We start from the raw sequence: 19,142 nt of genomic DNA on the forward strand, positions 1-19,142 counted from the left end.
GAGCGCCCCCGTTTGTGGACGGACATCAACCGGAAATAGCGTGCGCGAGTTTCACCGGGCGACACTAGCATCGACCCACTCGATGCGAGCGCCTCCGGGCGGCCGTTCCTGAGCCACTGCGTCACCGTGGCGACAGGTTGGGTTGGTGGATATTCCGGGTTCGACTGAACAGCTGATGCCGGTGGTCTATCTCGGTGCACCCCGCGCGCTGCGGTAGCGCGACATGGTGAGCAGCCGGCTGCGGTGACGTGCACTGGCAGGTTTCCGATATTCAGCGACTGCAATTCGAAACGCGCGCCGCATAGCGTGAATTGTGCAAGCATGCCGTGAGCTACAAAGTCGAGGGGCCTATGACACGCAGTTTCGAAGTCCAGCCCAGCATGAAACCCAGTCAACACCGCACCCATAACCCCGTCCACAACGATGCGCAGGCGCGGAAACTGGGTTTTAAGGCGGGGCTGATCACCGGGACGACGACATATGCGTATCTCGCTAGATGTCCAATACAACATTTTGGGCGCACATGGTTTTCCGCATCGGTAAACGTCCTCAAACTTCGCGCGCCGCTATTCGAGGGTGATCGTGCTGAAGTTATATTGGAAACCGCAACAGACGAGGCTGCGACTGCTAGCCTCATTGATTCCGGCGGCGCAATACGCGCGACGTTGTCAACCGGACTCATCGATGCTAGCGATCCGCCCACGCCGCCCGATATTCCCCGTGGCATTATTCCGGCGCTGCCCCCGCTTATCCGCGCCGACATCTTGCAACCGGGGGCGCTGCTTGGCTCGTTGTGGGATCCGCTGGACGCCGCGGAGTGCCGCGAGTATGCCAACCTCCTCAACGATTCGTACAAAGGCTATGCCGACGGCGATCTGGTGCATCCCGGGCAGCTATTGCACTTGGCCAATGAGGTAATGATGGCTAACTACACAATGGGGCCCTGGTTTCACACCAAGACCACAGTGACGAATCTGGCTGAAGTTGCTCCTCAGACTCCGGTAGAAGTCCGATCCCGAGTTGCCGGGCAATTCGAGAAAAATGGCAACGAACTGGCCGTGCTGGAGTACAACTGGATTCTGCCCAACGATGTCATTGCGATGTCCGCTGTGCATACGCTGATGTATAAGCGCGGTGACAAATGAAAGCCGCACCGCGGGTCAACTTCGCAGCCGATGCGGCGTCTCCGTTGGCGGGATTACGCGTGCTCGACTTTACCCAAGCACTGGCAGGTCCGTTCTGCACCATGATTCTCGGTGACATGGGCGCCGACGTGATCAAGGTTGAGGAGCCGAGTCGCGGCGACGACAGTCGATCCTGGGGGCCGCCGTTCATGCAGGGCACTGGAACCTATTATTTGTCGGCGAACCGCAACAAACGAAGCATTGCGTTGAATCTGAAATCAGAGCACGGACGTGCGACCGCTTGTGCGTTGGCGGCGCAGTCAGACATTGTTGTGGAGAACTGGAGACCAGGGACAGCCACCAGGCTCGGGGTGGGACCGGAGTTACGCGAACGCTACCCTTCGCTTATCTATTGCTCAATTTCAGCTTTCGGCGCCGATGGCGATGCCCGTCCAGGCTATGACCAAGTTATCCAGGGAATGTCAGGGTGGATGAGCTTGACTGGGCCCCAAGACGGCCCACCCTATAAGGTCGGATTGCCGGTAGCCGACATAGCCAGCGGAATGTTCGCTGCACTAGCTATCGCTGCAGTCGCGCGGGAACGCGAAATAACCGGACAAGGCCGCTTTGTGGATATTGCTATGTTGGATTCTTTGGCGTCAATGCTCTCGTATCAGGCGTGTGTCTACTTTGCCACTGGTCGCCAGCCCGTCCGCAGCGGAAATATGCATGCGACGATAGTCCCTTTCGGGGCGTGCGAGACTGCCGATGGCATAGTGAATGTGACATGCGGCAATGACAAACAATGGCAGAATCTCTGCGCGGCGCTCGGCGCGAAGCAGCTAGCTACAGACGAACGCTTTCGCGCCAACGGGGATCGGGTTGAAAACAGTGATGCTCTTTACCGCCAACTGTTTGCTTACACCCGTGACTGGACAAGCGAAAAACTGATAGCTGCCTTGGATGACGCGGGAGTTCCCGCGGGCCCGGTGTGGGACCTTCCTGAGTTGTTTGAAAGCGACGAGGCCCGCCGCAGGGGATTGCGGCAAGAAGTTCCGCATCCCAAATATGGCACGATCGCCACGGTGGGTCAGCCCTGGCGCATCGACGGAGTCGCAGCTCAGACGGCGAAACTGCCGCCGGAGCACGGCGAACACACCACCGAGATCCTCGCTTCGCTAGCCGCCGAATCCTACACTCTGGAGCTTGCTATGAACGAGTTTCGTGCGTTGGTCGCCCGCCGAGACGGCGATGAGATCACCGTCTCGGCAGAAGCGCTGAGCCTTGCGGATCTGCCGCCCGGCGATGTGACGATTCGAGTGTTGTATTCCAGTGCAAATTTCAAAGATGCGCTGGCAGTGACACCGAACAGCGGTGTGGCACGCCACTATCCCTTGGTGCCGGGCATCGACCTGAGCGGAGAGGTAGTCGAATCGCGGTCGCCAGATTTCGCTGTTGGCGACATGGTGTTGGCGCACGGATACCAGATCGGCACTGGCCACCACGGCGGCTACGCTGAGTACGCGCGCCTTCCCGCCGATCAGGTGGTGGCGCTGGGCGGGCTGACGCCGCGCGAGGGTGCGGCGATCGGGACCGCTGGTTTCACCGCGGCGATGAGCGTACAAGCGTTGATCTCCTGGGGCGTCAAACCGGACGCCGGATCAATTGTGGTGACCGGTGCCTCCGGTGGTGTCGGCTCGGTGAGCGTAGATTTACTCGCGGCCGCGGGCTATCGTGTGGTGGCCTCGACTGGTAAGAAAAATGCCGCCCAACTTCTCAAAGAACTTGGTGCTACTGAGATTATCGGCCGACTGCCCGCTGACCTTGACGCCGAACCGCGACCGTTGGCCAAGGCGCGCTGGGCTGCCGCGGTGGACTGTGTGGGTGGAGCGACCCTCGCCGACGTACTCAGCGCTGTCGAATACGGCGGGGCCGTGGCCGCGAGCGGACTGACTGGGGGTTCGGTGTTGAACACCACGGTGATGCCCTTCATTCTGCGCGGCGTCGCACTGTTGGGAATGGACTCGGTATTGATGCCGATCGGTCCGCGCCGGGAACTCTGGGCACGTCTGGCCAGCACCCTGCGGCCGCGCCATCTCGACAAGCTGGCCACATGCGTGGACGTCAAAGATGTCGTTGGTGTGCTTGACGAGGTGCGTGCCGGAAAGTATTTAGGCCGAGCGGTGGTGCGTGTAGCCGGCGGATTTTGAGTCGGACGCTGCGTGGCGTCACGTTGTTCGGCGGTCTCCGTGCCGGTTGCTCGAAACAACGTCAATCTGAGCCAGACTCGCCGCGAGGAATGCCTCGATCGGCGTCGGAGAAACTGAGAGCGTACGCGCCGGGCGAGTAGCCTAATGAGCGCCGAAAAACATCGATGAAGGAACTCGAACTCCCGAATCCGCAACGGCGCGCGACGGTTTTGACCGGGTGACCTTCAGCGAGCAGACACAAGGCGTGGTAGATGCGAAGTTGGGTTCTCCACTGAGGAAACGTCATCGCCATGTCATTGCGGAACAACCGCGCCAAGGTGCGGCTACTCGCACCCACCCGGCGACCCAGTGCGTCCAAATTGCGGTTGTCAGACGGGTCGGCCTCCAACATTGCGCAGAGTTTCTGCAGGCGAGGATCGCTCGGCACGGGAACCTGAACCGGATGTTCAGCGGTAAGGCGGAGTTCATCGAGCAAAAGAGCCAACAGCTGTCGGCCCCGTCGATTCATGGTGTCGTCTCCCAGATCCGCGTATGCAACCATGAGTTCACGCACGAGCGGTGAAACGGCGAATACCGTGGGCTGGCCGAGACCAATGGGGTCGGAGGAAGTTGGTAGCCCTACAAGATGCAACGTGGTGGCGCCGTACATGCGGTGAGCATGCACAATCCCACCGGGAATCCATATGGCGCGATTGGCCGGGATAATCCATCGCGATGTGTCCGTATGAACGGCGAGTACTCCCTTACTCGCGTAGACAATCTGGTTCCCGTCATGCCAGTGAGCTCCAATCTCGCTCTCCGCGCCCAACTCCCGACTTGAATTGGGGGCCTGTGGGAGATGCCGCGCAGGTGGCATGGCTTTAGAGGCTTTAGTTGTCACACCGTGGCCCCTGTCTTAGTAAACCGGTCTGAGGTTGACGCCAGCTTCGCTCTTGCGGCTTCACCGGTTGGTACGCCTTGCTTAAACATATTAGTCGTGGGTAGCGCCGCCGCATCTTGATCCATCTGTCAGAATGTGCGCTATTTCGGTTCACATTTGTATGGAGTTCGACGGTCGCTATCTAATGCGGACGCACTATTGGTGACAGGCCCGTCGGCGTTCTAAGTCGTTTTTGGCGACCCGTGAAATCGGCAAGACAGGAGCAATCGCCGGTATTAGGGCTTCGGAACCTTCGCGCGGCTACCCGATCTGGGCGTGGACGGAATCAGCCTACGTACGCGCCGGTGTTGATGGTAGAGCCGGTGTTTCGTGGTGGCAGGTTTCGGCGTATGCAACGCGGAGGGATTCGTTGCGTTCGCAACCCTCGATAGCCAGCAGCGACGGGCGATGATCGACTCGATTGCCGCGAAATTGGCTTTGTCGACATACGAGCTAACAGCCAAGTCAATTCGGATGAGTGTTTGTGGTTAGCCAATGATCGCGTGCCACCGTCTTGATAGGTTTGGTCGTTCAAGTCGGCTGCGAGGGAGATGCCCTGTGGGTCTTGTGATCGAGGAATTCTCCGACCTTGGGGTTTGGAGAATTTCCCGCTGGTGTTTCAACTGCTACGTGGTCTCCGGAGACGACGGGGGGCTGGTCGTGGTCGATGCCGGAATGCCGACGACTGCTGACGACATCAGGCCCGTATTGGCGCACATGCCCGGTGCGGTGAGAATGGTGACCGCCACCCATGGGCATCCCGACCATGTAGGAGGCGCACGATCGGTGGCCCTGCGGCACAATGCGCCGATCTACCTGCCGGTGACGACGATTTCATATTTCGACGGCGTGGAGCCTCGTACGCCATCTGCGGTAAAGCTGGCCCGAACATGGAAATTGTTGTTGGGGCAACCATTTGATATCAGGGCAGCGGCAGGATTCGTCCACGTGGCGGCTACAGTCGGCTTCGGAACCTCGCGGGGCATGCTATGGCGCGATCCGCATCCGTTCGGCGGTCTCGATGATGGGATGCCGCTGCCAGGGGCTGCAGAGTGGAGAGTGCTGAGTACCCCTGGGCACACTGACGACAGCATCGCGCTATGGAACGAAGGCTCGCGGACGCTGTTGTCCGGGGACGCCGTGATCACAATCGGTGGACGGGCGCGCTTCGCGCCGGACACTGTGGATGACGCTGCTGCCGCTCGAACGTCGGCGCGGCTGCGCGCCCTGCCGGTCGAGCATCTCCTGCCTGGTCACGGGTTACCGATCCATGCAGGTTCGGTCTGGGACCGAGCAGTGCAGCGCGGTCGGTAGGAGGCAAGCAACACTGGGCACGCCAGCAGCTCGTCGAGTCCTGGACCCGCAGACGGGGGTTGCGGTGAGCGTGGCGCGCGGTGGTGCGCGTCAATAGTGAATTCTTCGAGGGCCGCCAAAATCTGCGGCGGCCTAGCGGACAGTGCCCCTTCCTCATGCGCTCGGCCCGGCAATGGCCGGCTACTTCGCGGCGTTCGGTGGCGCAGGCCGGAGAACTGGCCCAACAACTCTGGACGTGATTTCGTCTCGGCTATTTGGGTGTCCCTTGGCGCCCTTTGCTATACCCGATGTTTGCTCTCATATCGGGCCTATTGCATGTGCAATTATAAAGACAGAGGCAAACGCAACCAGTGCCGCTGGAACCGAGAGCAGGCCAATCAGCATTCCGCGGCCGATCTGAGCCAGGTTGCCGGCTCGCGTTGCAAATGCAATGGAGAGACCCAGGTCGGCCAACACGAATAAATAAATCTGATACAGAATTATCGTGTACGGGGCGCAGATCCACATGGATAAATTGACCACGAAAATATTCAGCATTGCCGACACGAAGGTGACCGGCCCATAGCGGGGCTTCGGCGTGTGGACCTCAAATGGTGTCGTCACAGATAACCTCATCACCGCAGAATCCAGAATGCATAAATAACTATTCCGGAAAAGACAACCACGGATGCGCCCATGATACTCACGGCTACGCCGCGAATACGCGATGATCGCGACGCCAGGCACGCGAAGCCCGTCGGCAGCGAGACCAGCGCGGTAGCTATCGCCGCAGTCAGGAACCAGCACCGCTCATGCGAATCGTTGAAGTACGTCGCCTTCCCCAAGGACCAGAAAATGATCCCAGCCACTCCCAATACGAGCTGGGTAGTGAACGGTATCGTCCAGGTTGCGGTGGACCATGAGCGCGAGTCGAGATCGCGCATTCGGGCGACTGATGGCATTTGCATTTTGGTTTTGCTCTCGGATTAGAACTGACCTGTACCAGGTGATAACCGGCTTGGGGGGAGGGCGGGAGGATTGGCCACGGGGCCGAACTCTGTGGACGGCAACGGAACGCGCACATCGTATTTGGGGTTCCACCCACCCGTGTCAAACGGTTCGAACGCGTCTCCGCCTATTCCAACATCGTGGTGGAAGGGAAGGTTCGCCATAGGCCCCCAAGAACGCCCGGACTCTGCCGGGTCAATAAGCACTGTATTTGTCGTGCCATTCGGCAGATCTTGATAAACCTCCATGGAGGGGTAGTTTGTGCGTGTGCCGTCGACCTGGATGCCGTCCGTGGTAGGGGTGAACACCAGGTCTCCATTGACCGTCCATGGATTGTTCTCCAGCGGCCGCGGGGGATTTTGCGCGGGTTCAGGTGCGAATGGGTTCGCAGCATCGTATTTGATGCGAACGGCGCCGTCGCTGGTCTGCTGTATCACGGCTTCCGGGACGCCGACCTTCACTTGTCCGGGACCGCCTTCGTTGGTGAGTTCGACGGACGGATTTTGCCGCATAACGACAAGGCCGTTCTCGTAGTCTATGTAGGTCGTGACCTTGGTCTGCCCCGGGGCGAAATTCGGATCAGCCGCCCTGTTATTCCCGAAATCTCGCTTGCCATCCAGACTGCTCGTTACATCGCGTTGTTCGATCCATTGCGACACTCGGACGACTCCTTGGCCTGGCACGGGCTCAATCTTTGCCACGCGGATCTCTGGGGCGACACCTTGGCTATTCGGGTCGTAGCTATTGGGGTTTAGCGCCTCGGCTGTAGCCCAGTCGGTTGGGCTACTCGGCGGCCGGCCGAAGACCTGTTCAAATGCTGCCGCGGACGCTCGCCGACGTTCTGGATCATTGCGAGGTATTTCAGGCTGGCCGCGAACTGTTGGCGGCGTCCTCACCGCCGGCGCGCACCACCACGGTGCTCACCAACGAGATGATCAACACCATCAACGCCGACGTGCACGCCGCCCAAAACGCCCTGGACGCCGCCCTATCGGCCCACCAGCAGATCGCGGCTCGACTGCCGCTATCCCAGGTCAACCCCGGCCAAAAGGTCCTCGACACCGAAACCAAGCTGATCCACCATGCTATCCGCATCGCGGCTTTCAACGCCTCTCAAGCCTTGGCGCGGGCCATCATCACCCACACCGGCTACACCCGCGCTCACGATGAGGCCCACAGCCTGATTCGCACCGCGCTGGCCGCATCCGGCGACATCATCCCCAACCCCGACACCCACACCCTGCACATCCGGCTCGACCCGCTACCCGCCCCGACACACCGCCGCCATCGACGAGCTCTGCCACATCCTCAACGAAACCAAAACCGTCTACCCCGGCACCAACCTCACGATGCGCTACAGCATCAAATCCCACCAATCACCACACACCAATTCTTGAACTATGTCTGGAGTCCTGGTGGCGCAGCGCGGTGTGGCGCTGTGGAACGAACCAACGCCGGTGCGACGTCGGTCACACCGCTACGGTGCGATGGCCGGATTCGCTCAGTCCTCGGGCTCGGCAGCGGCCTCGGGCTCGTCGGCGGGTTCCGCAGCGTTCGCGGATTCCGTTTCGCCCGACGGTGCCTCCGCATCGGGTAGCTGCGCCACCAGGTGCTTGGCGAGTTCGCCGAGCGTCGGGTAGTCGAAGACGGCAGTCGGGCTGATATCGAACTTGCCCCCGAACTGCCCGAACAACCGATTGCGCAGTTCGACTGCCATCAGTGAGTCCGTGCCGAGGTCCAGGAATCTGCTCGTCGCGGCCGGCGGCTGGGCCAGCCGCAGGAAGCCCTGCACCTCGCGCTGGAGGAACTCGGTGACGAAACCGCCGCGCGCTGCCACAGGGAGCTCGAGTAGCTGCCGGAGCAGTTCGCTGTCCCCGGTGACCGTCCCGTCGCCACTGGGCAGCACCTGATCGAGCATCGGTGGCCGGATACCGCCGAGCATCTTGGCCGTCCGCTGCCAGTTCGCCTTGAGCACGGTGGCCTGCGCCGTGCCGTGCCGGACGGCCTCGCCGAGGGCGGCCAGCGCCGCCGACGGCTCCAGCGGCATCATGCCCTGGGCGCTGAGGTTGGCGACGGCAGCCGCGGAACTGGCCATACCGCCGTGACCCCACGGGCCGAAGTTGACGGCGGTCGCGGGTAGGCCGTGGGCTCTGCGGTGCGCGACCAGGCCGTCGAGCAACGCGTTCGCCCCCGCGTAGTTGGCCTGCGCGGGCGAACCGAGCACCGCGGACGCCGACGAGTACACGATAAAGAAGTCGAGGTTGTCGTTCTTGGTCAGCCGGTGCAGATGGTGTGCCCCGTAGGCCTTGGGCCGCAATGTCGTTCGGAAGCGGTCCAGGCTCTGTTCGGGCAGCAACGCGTCGTCGAGCACGCCCGCCAGGTGTGCCACTCCCGCCAGCGGCGGCAACTCGGCGCGAATCTTGCCCAGCAGCGCGGCCACGTCGGATTCGTCGCCGACATCGGCGCAGAACACGTGGATCCGGCAGTGGAACCGCTCGGTGAGCGCGTCGATCGCCTGTTGGGTGTCCGCATCGGGAGCCCGGCGGCCGGTGAGAACGATGTCGCTGGCGCCGAGCTGGGCCAGGTACGCGGCCGTGTGCAAACCGAGCGCCCCGAGACCACCGGTGATTAAATAGTTGCGATCACCTTGTGGCTGGAGCGGTTTCGGCATCTGCACCACGATCTTGCCGATGTGCCGGGCCTGCTGCATGCGCCGGAACGCGGTCCTGGCCTCCGTCAGCGGGTAAACCTCGGCAGGCACCGGAGTCCACTCGCCGTTGGCCAATCCCTCCGACACCTCGGCCATCAGCCGCTGGATGTGCGCGGGGTGGTTCATCATCGTCACGTCCAGCGCAACGATCTCGTAGTCGATGCTGGGGCGGATCGCGGCCATCTGCTCGGCCGTCCAGATATCGCGCTTGGCGATCTCGGCGAATCGGCCGCCTGGGGCGGTCGCCCGCACCGTCGCCTCGATGAATCCTTCGTTGGTCAGGCTGTTGAGCACCACATCGACACCCTCACCGCCGGTATCGGCGAGGATCTGATCCGCGAAATCCGTTGTACGCGAGTCGTAGACGTATTCCACGCCCATTTCGCGCAACGTGGCTCGTTTGTAGGTGCTGGCGGTGGCGAAGACTGTCGCGCCGCGCTGTCGGGCCATCTGGACGGCGGCCAACCCCACACCGCCGCTGGCGGCGTGGATGAGCACGCGGTCGCCGGGCTTGAGCTGTGCCCAATCGAAGGCGAGCCGCACGGTGAGCGCGGCGGCGGGGATGGTCGCCGCGTCGACGGCGCTGATACCGTCCGGTACCGCGGCGAGCAGCTGTGCCGGAACATTGAGTCGGCTGGCGAAGGCGCCCTGCATGGAGCCGAAGACCCGCTGGCCGACCTCGAATCCGGTGACCTCGGAACCCACTTCGGTGACGATGCCGCACAGGTCGCCGCCGATCGGGCCGGGATCGCCGGGGTAGAGGCCCAGCACATTGAGCACGTCGCGGAAGTTGAGGCCGGCGGCCTCGATGCGCACCTGAACCTCGTTCGTGTCAGGCGGAGTGACCTCGGCCTCGGACAGCCGGAGATTATCGATCGCGCCGCGCTCGGTCGGCGCCAGGACGTAGTCGTCGCTGCGAGGCACCGGGAGCTGCCCGCTCCGGGCCCAGTGCAGCAGCCGGGACACCAGGAAGCGTCCTTGCCGCACGGCCATCTCGGGCTCCACCACCGGTGTGCCGAGCGCGCCCGCCAGCCAGCCCAGCGACTCCGTGCCGGAATCTGCGTCCACCAGACGAACCCGCAGCGTCGGCTGCTCGGCGATCAAAGTGCGCCCGAATCCCCACAGTGCGGCCTGGGCGGGATCGACCGGTTTACCCGGTTCGGTGGCAACGGCCCGCTGGGTGAGGATCCACAGACCACCGGCCAGATTGCCTGTCGGCCCGGCCAACGCGGTCTGTGCAGCAGCGAGCAGGGCCGCGATCTCGGCCTCCAGTCGCGCGGCGAGGTCAGCCGTGGATTCGTCGGCGTTTGTTGTTCCGCTACTGCGCCAGACGATCCCGGTGACGGGGGTGCCACGCTCGGCGGCGTCGGCGAAGGCCCGCTGCCAGGACTGTGCATCAGCCGCGTCGGTGACCGTCGCGGCCCCGGGAACCTGGGTCGCCAGCTCGTCGAATCCGGCGATCAGCCAGGTCCCGGTCGCGGTGTCGGTGGCGCCGTCCGCGCCGGCCTCCGCCGCGGGTGCCGCCGTCTCCTGCCAGCCCAGGGTGTACAGCAACCGGGTCGAGTCCCCACCCAGCCCGCGCAGCAGCGCTTCGCGCGGGGCCCGTTTGACCGTGAATTCGCTGATCCCGCCCAGCACCCGTCCGTCCGCGCTCACGAAATCGATATCGAAGACCTGAGTTTCGTTGGTCAGTGCGTTCCCGTGCCAGCGGGCACGGCAGTAGAACCGTCGCGGCATCTTCTCCCGCACGTGAACCTGTCCGTACCGTAGCGGCAGGAACAGATCGGACATTCCCTGCTCGGCGGCCAGTGCCGCCGGGAAGGCCGGGAAGGCCACGCCGGTGCACAGATCGAGCAGCACCGGATGGACCGGTTCGCTGCTCAGATGCTCGGCGAGTTCCTCACCGACGGCGATATCACCGATCGCCTCACCCGCTCCGACCCACAACGACTTCAGCGAGGTGGACCAGGTCGGCCCCCAGGCCAACTCCATGTCGTGGAAGATGTCGAACAACTCCTGCGGGCGGGTGCGATTCATCTGCTCGATCGCCTCGTCCGGAGCCATCGCGCCGTCCTGAGAATCCACCTCGGAGTCGGTGCTCGCCAGCAGAGTGCCGTCGGAGTTCAGTGACCACTCTGCGTCGCGTGCACCGTAGGTCCGGCTGTGCACCTGGAACTTCCAGCCGTCGTCGACCGGATGCAAGGTGAGCTGCACCTCACGAGAAGCCTTGTCCGGCAGGATAATCGGCTCGTAGAAGAAGACTTCCTTCACCCGTGCCGGCGCTCCTGCCGAGGCCAGCGCCATCGCCGCGTACGTCGCACCGGGAACGACAACGGTGCCGTAGATGACGTGGTGCGCCAACCACGGCTGGGTCTTGACGGACAGCACGTTGGTGTAGACCGTGTCGCCGGACGCCAGATCCTTCGCGCTGCCCAGGATCCCGGATGCCGCAGTACCGTCCACCCGGATGCCGGACGTTTTGGGCCAGTAGCGGCGACGCTGGAACGGATAGGTGGGCAGTTCGAGCCGACGACCCGGTGCGTGGTATCTCGCGGCGAAGTCCGGACGGTGCCCGCAGATGTAGGTCGTGGCAAGGGCTTCGGTGATCTGGCGCTGCGCGTTGGTGCCTTTTCGAAGGGACACTATCGCGCGCGGCGTGGCCGAGGACTCGGGCCAGATCTGCAGCGCGGCGGCGGTCAGGATCGGCTGCGGGCCGATCTCCATGAGTACCGAACAGCCCAGTGCCGTCACGGTGCGCACACTCTCGGTGAACTGGACGGGCTGGCGGGAATGCCGGCGCCAATACTGCGCATTCAGCGGTGTGTCGCTTGTGAGTACGGCGCCGGTCTGGTTGCAGACCAGCGGCCGAGACGGCACCGCGTAGTCGAATTGTGTCGCGAACGACTCGAATTCGTCGAGTACCGGCTCCAGCAATTCCGAGTGGAACGCGTGGCTGGTCTCCAGCCAGGTGCAGCGCGTTCCGTCCTCGCTGCAGGCGGCGACGATCTCGTCGAGGTCCTCGCCCGGACCTGACAGCACCGTGTTGCGGCCGTTGTAGGCCCCGACCGACACCCGCGGGAAGGTCGCCGCGGCACGTTCCACATATTCCGAATCGGCGAATACGGCCACCATCCGGCCGCCCGCCGGCAGGCTGCCGAAAAGCCGGCCGCGTTCGGCGATCAACCGGGCCTCGTCCTCGAGGGTGAGCACACCGGCCACGCACGCCGCCGCGTACTGCCCCACGCTGTGGCCCAGCACCACATCGGGCTCGATACCCCACGACTGCCACAGCCGGGCCAGGCCCATCTCGACGGCGAAGATCGCTGGCTGGGCAAATGACGTGTGCTGCAGCGTTTCTGCCGCTTCACGGTCACTGGAGAACAACACATCCAGCAGTGGGCGTGGCAGCATAGGATCCACGGCCTGTGCGCAGCGGCGCACGGTGTCGGCGAATACCGGCTCCGCGGAGAACAATTCGCGGGCCATGCCCGGATACTGGCTGCCCTGTCCGGGGAAGAACCACGCGGTCGTCGGCGGGCCGGTGCATTCGCCGCGCAGCACGCCCGGACGCAGCCGGTTGGCTATCAGATCGTCCAGCAGCATCCTGGCCTCCTGAGCGGAAGTGGCCACCACGGCGGCCCGGTGCTCGAAATGCGAACGACCCGCCCCGGCGGTGAAACAGACATCGGCGAGCGACGCTTCGGGATGGGTGTCCAGCCAGGTCGAGTAGCGCTGCGCCAGCGCGACCAGGCCCGGCCCGGACCGCGCGGACAGCGGCAACAGGCTCAACGGATTGCGGCCGGCGTCGGGTGCGGTCGCGCCTTCGACGGGCTCGTCGGCAATGTCGTCGGCGACGTCTGTCCCGAGTGGCTGCGGCGCCTCTTCGATCAGGATGTGCGCGTTGGTGCCGGTGAATCCGAAGGAGCTGACGCCGGCCCGCCGCGGCCTACCGTAGGCATACCACGGTGTCGCCTTATCGACGACCCGCACAGGCAGCGAGTCCCACGGGATGTGCGGTGAGGGCTTCTGGAAATGGAGGTTCTGCGGGAGAAGGTCGTGCTGCAACGCCAACACGACCTTGACCAACCCGGCAACGCCCGCGGCCGACTCCAGGTGGCCGATGTTGGTCTTGGCCGTTCCTATCAGCAACGGTCGGTCCGGGTCGCGTCCGGCGCCGTAGACCGCTGCGGCCGCCTGTACCTCGATCGGGTCACCCAGGGGAGTGCCGGTGCCGTGTGCTTCGAGGTAGTCGACGTCACCACCGGTGAGGCCGGCTCGCGTCAGTGCCGCAGCGATGAGTCGCTGTTGCGCACCACCATTGGGCACCGTCAAACCGCTGGAGGCGCCGTCCTGGTTGACCGCGCTGCTCCGGATGACCGCGGCGATCCGGTCACCGTCACGCTGGGCATCGCTGAGGCGTTTGAGCACCAGTACGCCACAGCCCTCACCACGCACGTAGCCGTCGGCGGCCGCGTCGAAGGTCTTGCATCGGCCGTCGGGGGCCAGCATCCGGGCGCGCGACGCCGCCACGATCGACGCCGCGCTCAGCAGCACGTTGACGCCACCAGCCAGAGCCAGGTCGCAGTCGCCGGAGTGCAGGGCCTGGCTGGCCTGGTGGACGGCCACCAGCGACGAGCTGCACGCGGTGTCCACCGCCATGGCCGGTCCTTCCAGGCCGAGGGTGAAGGCCACCCGGCCCGCGATGGCGTTGAGCGCATTGCCGGTGATGAAATGCGCTTCGAGATTCTCGACGGATTCACCCGACAACAGGTGTGAGTATTCGTTGGCGCCCACCCCGACGAAGATGCCGGTTCGGCTGCCGCGCAACGAAGTCGGGGAGTAGCCGGCGCGCTCTAGCCCCTCCCACGCGATCTCGAGCATCAGCCGCTGCTGCGGATCGATCCAGACGGCCTCCCGCGGGGAGATGCCGAAGAACTCCGGATCGAAGCCGTCGACGCTGTCGAGATACCCACCGCTGCGGGTGTAGATCTTGCCCGGGGTCTGCTGATCCGGGTCGTAGAACTCATCGACGTCGAAGCGGTCTTCGGGGATCTCCCGGATCGCATCGACGCCGCCGGACAGTACGTCCCAGTAGGCATCGGCATCGGGGGCGCCGGGGAAGCGGCATGCCACCGCGATGATGGCGATCGGTTCATCGGTCGCCGAGGTCGCCAGCGACGTCGGCGACGCGGCGATGTGGCCGCCGGCGCGTTCGTTGAGGTTGAGTACGTCGGACAGCAGGTGGTCCGCTACGTCGGACAGCCGCGGGAAGTCCATTGCCAGAGTCGCCGGCAGCTCCTTGCCCACGGCCTGCTCCAGCCGGCGCCGCAACTCGACCGCCATCAGCGAATCCATACCGAGATCGAAGAATCCGGCCTCTTCGCGAACCTCCGACGCGTCGATCCGGGTCACCTCGGCCACGGTGTTGCGCAGGTACTCCAGAACGAGTTTCTTGCGCTGCTGCACCGGAGCCGCGGTGAGCTGTTCGACCAGTCGGGTACTACCCGACGCCGGGGACGTGGCGGCCACCGATTCGTGCACCTCGCGGGCCACCTCGGCCAACAGCGCCCGACGGCCGGCCTGCAGGTAGATCGGCAGGAAGCGAGCCCAGTCGATCCGAGCCACCACGGCTTGTGCCGGCCCCGACGAGCCGGCGGCCGCCATGACGTCGGCCATCCCGGCCAGCGCATCTGACGGCGACAACGTGCGGATGCCGCGCCGGTCCAGTTGTGCGCGGGCGTCCTGGTCGGCCATGCCGGACTTCCACGGGCCGAAGGCGACGCTGAAGCTGTGAACACCCTGTTCCCGCAGCCGCCAGGTCAGCCCGTCGAGGTAGGCGTTCGCCGCGCTGTAGGCGCTCTGGCCGAAGCCGCCCCAGACCGACGAGATCGAAGAGGTCGACAGGAAGAAATCTAGCTCTAGATCCGCACTGGCTTCGCTCAAATGCCAAGCGCCCCAGACCTTGCCGGAGAACACCCGATCCACTTCTGCGCTGTGGAGCGAACTCAGCGGGGTGGTGTTGTTCTCACCGGCGGCGTGGATGATACCGGCCAACGGGGGAAGCTCGGCCCGCACCGTGGCAAGCAGGCGGGCGACGTCGTGCGGATGGGCGACATCGGCCGCAATGATTGCGACGTTGCAGCCGTGTTGCTCACGCACCGCATCGATGAGGTTTTTCGCGGCCTCGCCGGGTGCTCGCCGACTGGTCAGCACCAGCTGGCGAGCACCGTGCCCGGCCAGATATCCCGCGATCTCCAGTCCGACCGAACCGAGACCGCCTGTCACCAGATACGTTGCATCGGAGCGCAATTCCAGCGGTGTCGAGTTGGGTTGGCCGCTTCGGCGGACCAGCCGGGGGACCTGTACGGTGTCCGCGCGCAGTGCTATCTGGTCCTCGCCCGGCGATGCCGTGACGACCTGCTTGAGCAACCGAGACCATTCGTCGGTGTCGCGGCCGGACAGGTCGGCGAGCCCGCCCCACACCTGCGGATACTCCAGCGCGGCGGCGCGGCAGAATCCCCACAGGCTGCTCTGCTCGGGTGCCACCGTGTCGCCGTCGGTAACCCGTTGCGCACCAAGGGTCACCACCCAGATCGGAGTGCGGAGCTCGGCGTCGGCCGCCGCGCGGAACAGCCGCTGGGTGCCGCCGAGAACACGGTGCTGCATGCGCAGCAGCGAACGCATTGAGGAGGAGCCGTCCGACTCCAAGGCAGCCACATGCAGGATGCGCAGCGCCGGCTCGTCGTGCACCGCCGCCCGCAATTCCTCGACCAGGCGTTCCTCGTCCGCGTCTGACGCCGGCAACCCGAGTACCCGGTGTCGGTGGCCATGCATACTCAACACGTCGACCAATGGTCCCATCACATCCGCGTCATCGCCGATCAGCAGCCATGCGGCTCCCTCGCCGACCTCGCCGGAAGAAGAGCCGGCAGCCTTTTCCCAGCGGATCTCATAGCGAATATCTGTGATGGATTGCGCGCTTCGCTGTTGGTTATGTTGTGCGGCAAGTCTGTTCAGCACATCAGCGGTCGACTTGTTGTCGCCCCCGAGATCGAGTAGCGCGGCGAGTTCCTCGATCCGGCCATCCTCGAGCAGACGGACAGCTTCGGTGCGTGCGGGGTCGGCCGTCGTCGGTTGAACCTGCGTGCTGAACCAATACTGACGGTGCTGGAAAGGGTAGGTCGGCAGATCGAGCTTGCGCGCGGGGTGTTGGGCAAGCACCGCGAAGTTGGGCAGATGCCCCGCGACGTAGGTGTTGGCCAAAGCTTCGGTGATCTGGCGGTGGTCGGCGCCGTTGCGGCGCAGCGAGGCGACCGCCTTGGATGCGGTTGCCGGGTCCGGCCAGGCGCGCAGGGCTGCGGCGGTGAGCACCGGCTGCGGGCCGACCTCGAGAAGCAGGGCGCAGCCGAGCTCGGCCAGCGTCGCGACCCCCTTGGCGAACTGGACCGGCTGGCGCGCATGGCGCCGCCAGTAGGCGCCGTCCAGCCTGGCGTTTCGCCCGAGGGCGGCACCTGTCCGATTGCAGATCAAAATCCTTTGCGGCGAACCGAATTCGAACCGATCCGCATACGATTCGAACGCGTCGAGCGCCGGATCCAACAGCGCCGAATGGAATGCGTGGCTGGTGTCGAGCCAGTCGCAGCGGGCGCCGTCGTCCGTCAATTCGGCGACCGCCCGTTCCAGATCGGCGGCGGGTCCGGATAGCACGGTGTTGGCCCCGTTGTAGGCGGCCACCGACAGGCTCGGGAATTCGTCGGTGAGGCGCTCGACCCGGTCCGGGTCGGCGAAGATCGCGCACATCCGACCACCCGCGGGCAGGTCACCGAAGAGGCGGCCCCGCTCGGCGAGTAGCCGCGCCCCGTCCTCGAGGGCGAACACACCCGCCACACACGCGGCCGAGTACTGGCCGACGCTGTGCCCGAGCACCACATCCGGTTCGAATCCCCACGACTGCCAGAGTTTCGCCAGGCCCATCTCAACCGCGAAAATCGCGGGCTGGGCGTGGCGAGTCTGCTTCAGGGTCTCTGCGCCGTCGGCGTCAAAGACGATGTTCAGCAAGGATTCTTCGAGCACCTCGGCAACGGCCTCGGCGCACCGGGTCATCGTCTCGGCGAAAACGGGCTCGGTTTCGAACAGCTCCTTGGCCATGCCGGCGTACTGGCTGCCCTGGCCCGGGAACAACCACGCCGTCTTCGGCGGGTCAACGCTGTCGCCGCGCACCAGGCCGGAGGCCGGCAGGTCATCGACGAGCGCTCCGAGTAGTTCGCGTGCGGATTCGAGGGAATTGACCACCAACGCGGCCCGGTGCTCGAAGTGGGCGCGCCCGGCGCCGGCGGTGAGGCAGACGTCGGCCAGCGTCGCCTCGGGATGCTCGCCGAGCCAGCTGCGGTAGTGCTCCGCGGTCTGCACCAGGGCGGCCGGGGTGCGGGCGGACAGCGGAAGCACCATGAACCGCCGGTCGTCGGCGGCGTCGAGAGGTACTGCCGTGGGCAGCGGCGCTTCCGGGGCCTCTTCGAGGATGACGTGCGCATTCGTGCCGGAAAACCCGAACGAGCTGACTCCCGCGACGCGTGGTCGGTCCGAGCGCTTCCAGGCAAGCGCCTCATCGACGACCCGGACCGGGATGCGATCCCACGGAATGTGGGGTGAGGGAGTGCCGAAGTTCAGGTGTTTGGGCAGTTCGTCGTGTTCGAGAGACAACACCACCTTGAGGACCCCGGCGACGCCCGCGGCGGCTTCCAGATGGCCGATGTTCGTCTTCGCCGATCCGATCAGCAGGGGCTGGTCGGTATCGCGCCCCTTGCCGAGCGCCGCCGCCGCGGCCTGCACCTCGATGGGATCGCCCAGCGACGTTCCGGTGCCGTGCGCCTCCAGGTAGCCGATATCGCTGGGAGACAGTCCGGCACGTTCCAGCGCCTCGCCGATGACCCGTTGCTGGGCGACGCCGTTGGGCACCGTCAGGCCACCTGAGGCACCGTCCTGGTTGACCGCGCTGCCGCGGATCACGGCCCGGATCCGGTCACCGTCTTCGATCGCGTCCTCGAGACGCTTGATGGCGATGACACCGCAGCCCTCACCGCGCACATAGCCGTCGGCCGCCGCGTCGAACGTCTTGCAGCGACCGTCGGGTGCCAACATTCGAGAATGCGAAAAGGTGATCATGGTGGCCGGGCTGAGTATGACGTTCACGCCGCCGGCCAGCGCAAGGTCGCATTCGCCCAGGCGCAGCGCCTGGCACGCCTGATGGATCGCGACCAGCGACGAGCTGCATGCGGTGTCGACGGTGACCGCGGGGCCCTGCAGGCCCAGCCGGTAGCTGATCCGGCCCGCCGCGGCAGCGCTGGACGTGCCGACCGCCAGATACGCTTCGATCTCGGGGTAAGTCAGTGCGTCGGACGCCATACCCAGAAAGTCATGTGTGGCCAGGCCGACAAACACGCCCGTCCGGGTGCTGGCCAAAGTCGTTGGCGCGGTGCCGGAATGCTCCACCGCCCGCCATGCCGTCTCCAACAGCAATCGATGCTGCGGGTCCATCAATTTGGCTTCGCGCGCCGATACCCCGAAGAACGGTGCGTCGAACCCGGCCACATCATCGACGAAGCCAGCCCGCCGGCTGACAACCTTCCCGGGAGCGTCCGGGTCCGGGTCGAAGAACTCCTCGACATCCCACCGGTCCTGGGGCACCTCGGTGACCGCGTCCCGACCGTTGTGCAGCAGATCCCAGTACTGGTCCGTGTCCGCGGCGCCGGGAAAACGGGCCGCGTACCCGACGATCGCGAAGCGGGGTGCCTGCTCGGTCGGATGTTCGGTTGGTGCCATCAGGTTGTGCTCTCCGCGTCGGGCCGGTGAAACGTCGCCAGTGCGGGAGACCACGTCCG

8 protein-coding genes and 1 pseudogene are annotated in these 19,142 nt (G+C 64.7%); 5 read left to right on the top strand and 4 right to left on the bottom strand.

The genetic code is table 11. The features are described 5' to 3' along the window. Positions 1-350: 350 nt before the first annotated feature. The 3 genes and pseudogenes from ACO07W_RS14935 (at position 351) to ACO07W_RS14945 (ending at position 3,334) form a co-directional block, all read left to right on the top strand. Complete coding sequence (locus tag ACO07W_RS14935) at positions 351-1,145, top strand: hypothetical protein (protein WP_421844320.1); 795 nt, start codon at positions 351-353, stop codon at positions 1,143-1,145. Next, positions 1,142-2,272, top strand: a pseudogene (locus tag ACO07W_RS14940) (CaiB/BaiF CoA transferase family protein); the annotation flags it as partial. The gene ACO07W_RS14935 and the pseudogene ACO07W_RS14940, both read left to right, overlap by 4 nt. Before the next feature lie 63 nt (positions 2,273-2,335). Next, positions 2,336-3,334 carry an acryloyl-CoA reductase gene (locus ACO07W_RS14945; protein ID WP_421846024.1) on the top strand — a complete coding sequence of 333 codons (999 nt, stop codon included), beginning with the start codon at positions 2,336-2,338 and terminating at the stop codon, positions 3,332-3,334. 61 nt (positions 3,335-3,395) lie between these two features. Here ACO07W_RS14945 and ACO07W_RS14950 read toward each other — a convergent pair whose 3' ends face one another. Beyond that, complete coding sequence (locus ACO07W_RS14950; RefSeq protein WP_421846025.1) at positions 3,396-4,190, bottom strand: AraC family transcriptional regulator; 795 nt, start codon at positions 4,188-4,190, stop codon at positions 3,396-3,398. Between the two features lie 621 nt (positions 4,191-4,811). Here ACO07W_RS14950 and ACO07W_RS14955 point away from each other — a divergent pair. Continuing rightward, a complete protein-coding gene (locus ACO07W_RS14955) occupies positions 4,812-5,567 on the top strand; it encodes an MBL fold metallo-hydrolase (protein WP_421844322.1) in 756 nt (251 codons plus the stop codon). Between the two features lie 297 nt (positions 5,568-5,864). Here ACO07W_RS14955 and ACO07W_RS14960 read toward each other — a convergent pair whose 3' ends face one another. Continuing rightward, on the bottom strand, positions 5,865-6,353 hold the full coding sequence (locus ACO07W_RS14960) for a hypothetical protein (RefSeq protein WP_421844324.1): 489 nt from the start codon (positions 6,351-6,353) through the stop codon (positions 5,865-5,867). 179 nt (positions 6,354-6,532) lie between these two features. Continuing rightward, complete coding sequence (locus ACO07W_RS14965; protein ID WP_421844326.1) at positions 6,533-7,213, bottom strand: hypothetical protein; 681 nt, start codon at positions 7,211-7,213, stop codon at positions 6,533-6,535. 155 nt (positions 7,214-7,368) lie between these two features. On the opposite strand from ACO07W_RS14965, the gene ACO07W_RS14970 reads away from it, so the two are divergent. After that, positions 7,369-8,151, top strand: coding sequence for a hypothetical protein (locus ACO07W_RS14970; RefSeq protein WP_421844328.1), 783 nt, complete (start codon positions 7,369-7,371; stop codon positions 8,149-8,151). On the opposite strand, the gene ACO07W_RS14975 is transcribed toward ACO07W_RS14970, so the two are convergent. Continuing rightward, positions 8,056-19,083, bottom strand: coding sequence for a type I polyketide synthase (locus ACO07W_RS14975; protein ID WP_421844330.1), 11,028 nt, complete (start codon positions 19,081-19,083; stop codon positions 8,056-8,058). The genes ACO07W_RS14970 and ACO07W_RS14975 overlap by 96 nt on opposite strands. Between the last annotated feature and the right edge of the window lie 59 nt (positions 19,084-19,142).

Source organism: Mycobacterium sp., assembly GCF_965230835.1.
GTDB lineage: Bacteria > Actinomycetota > Actinomycetes > Mycobacteriales > Mycobacteriaceae > Mycobacterium.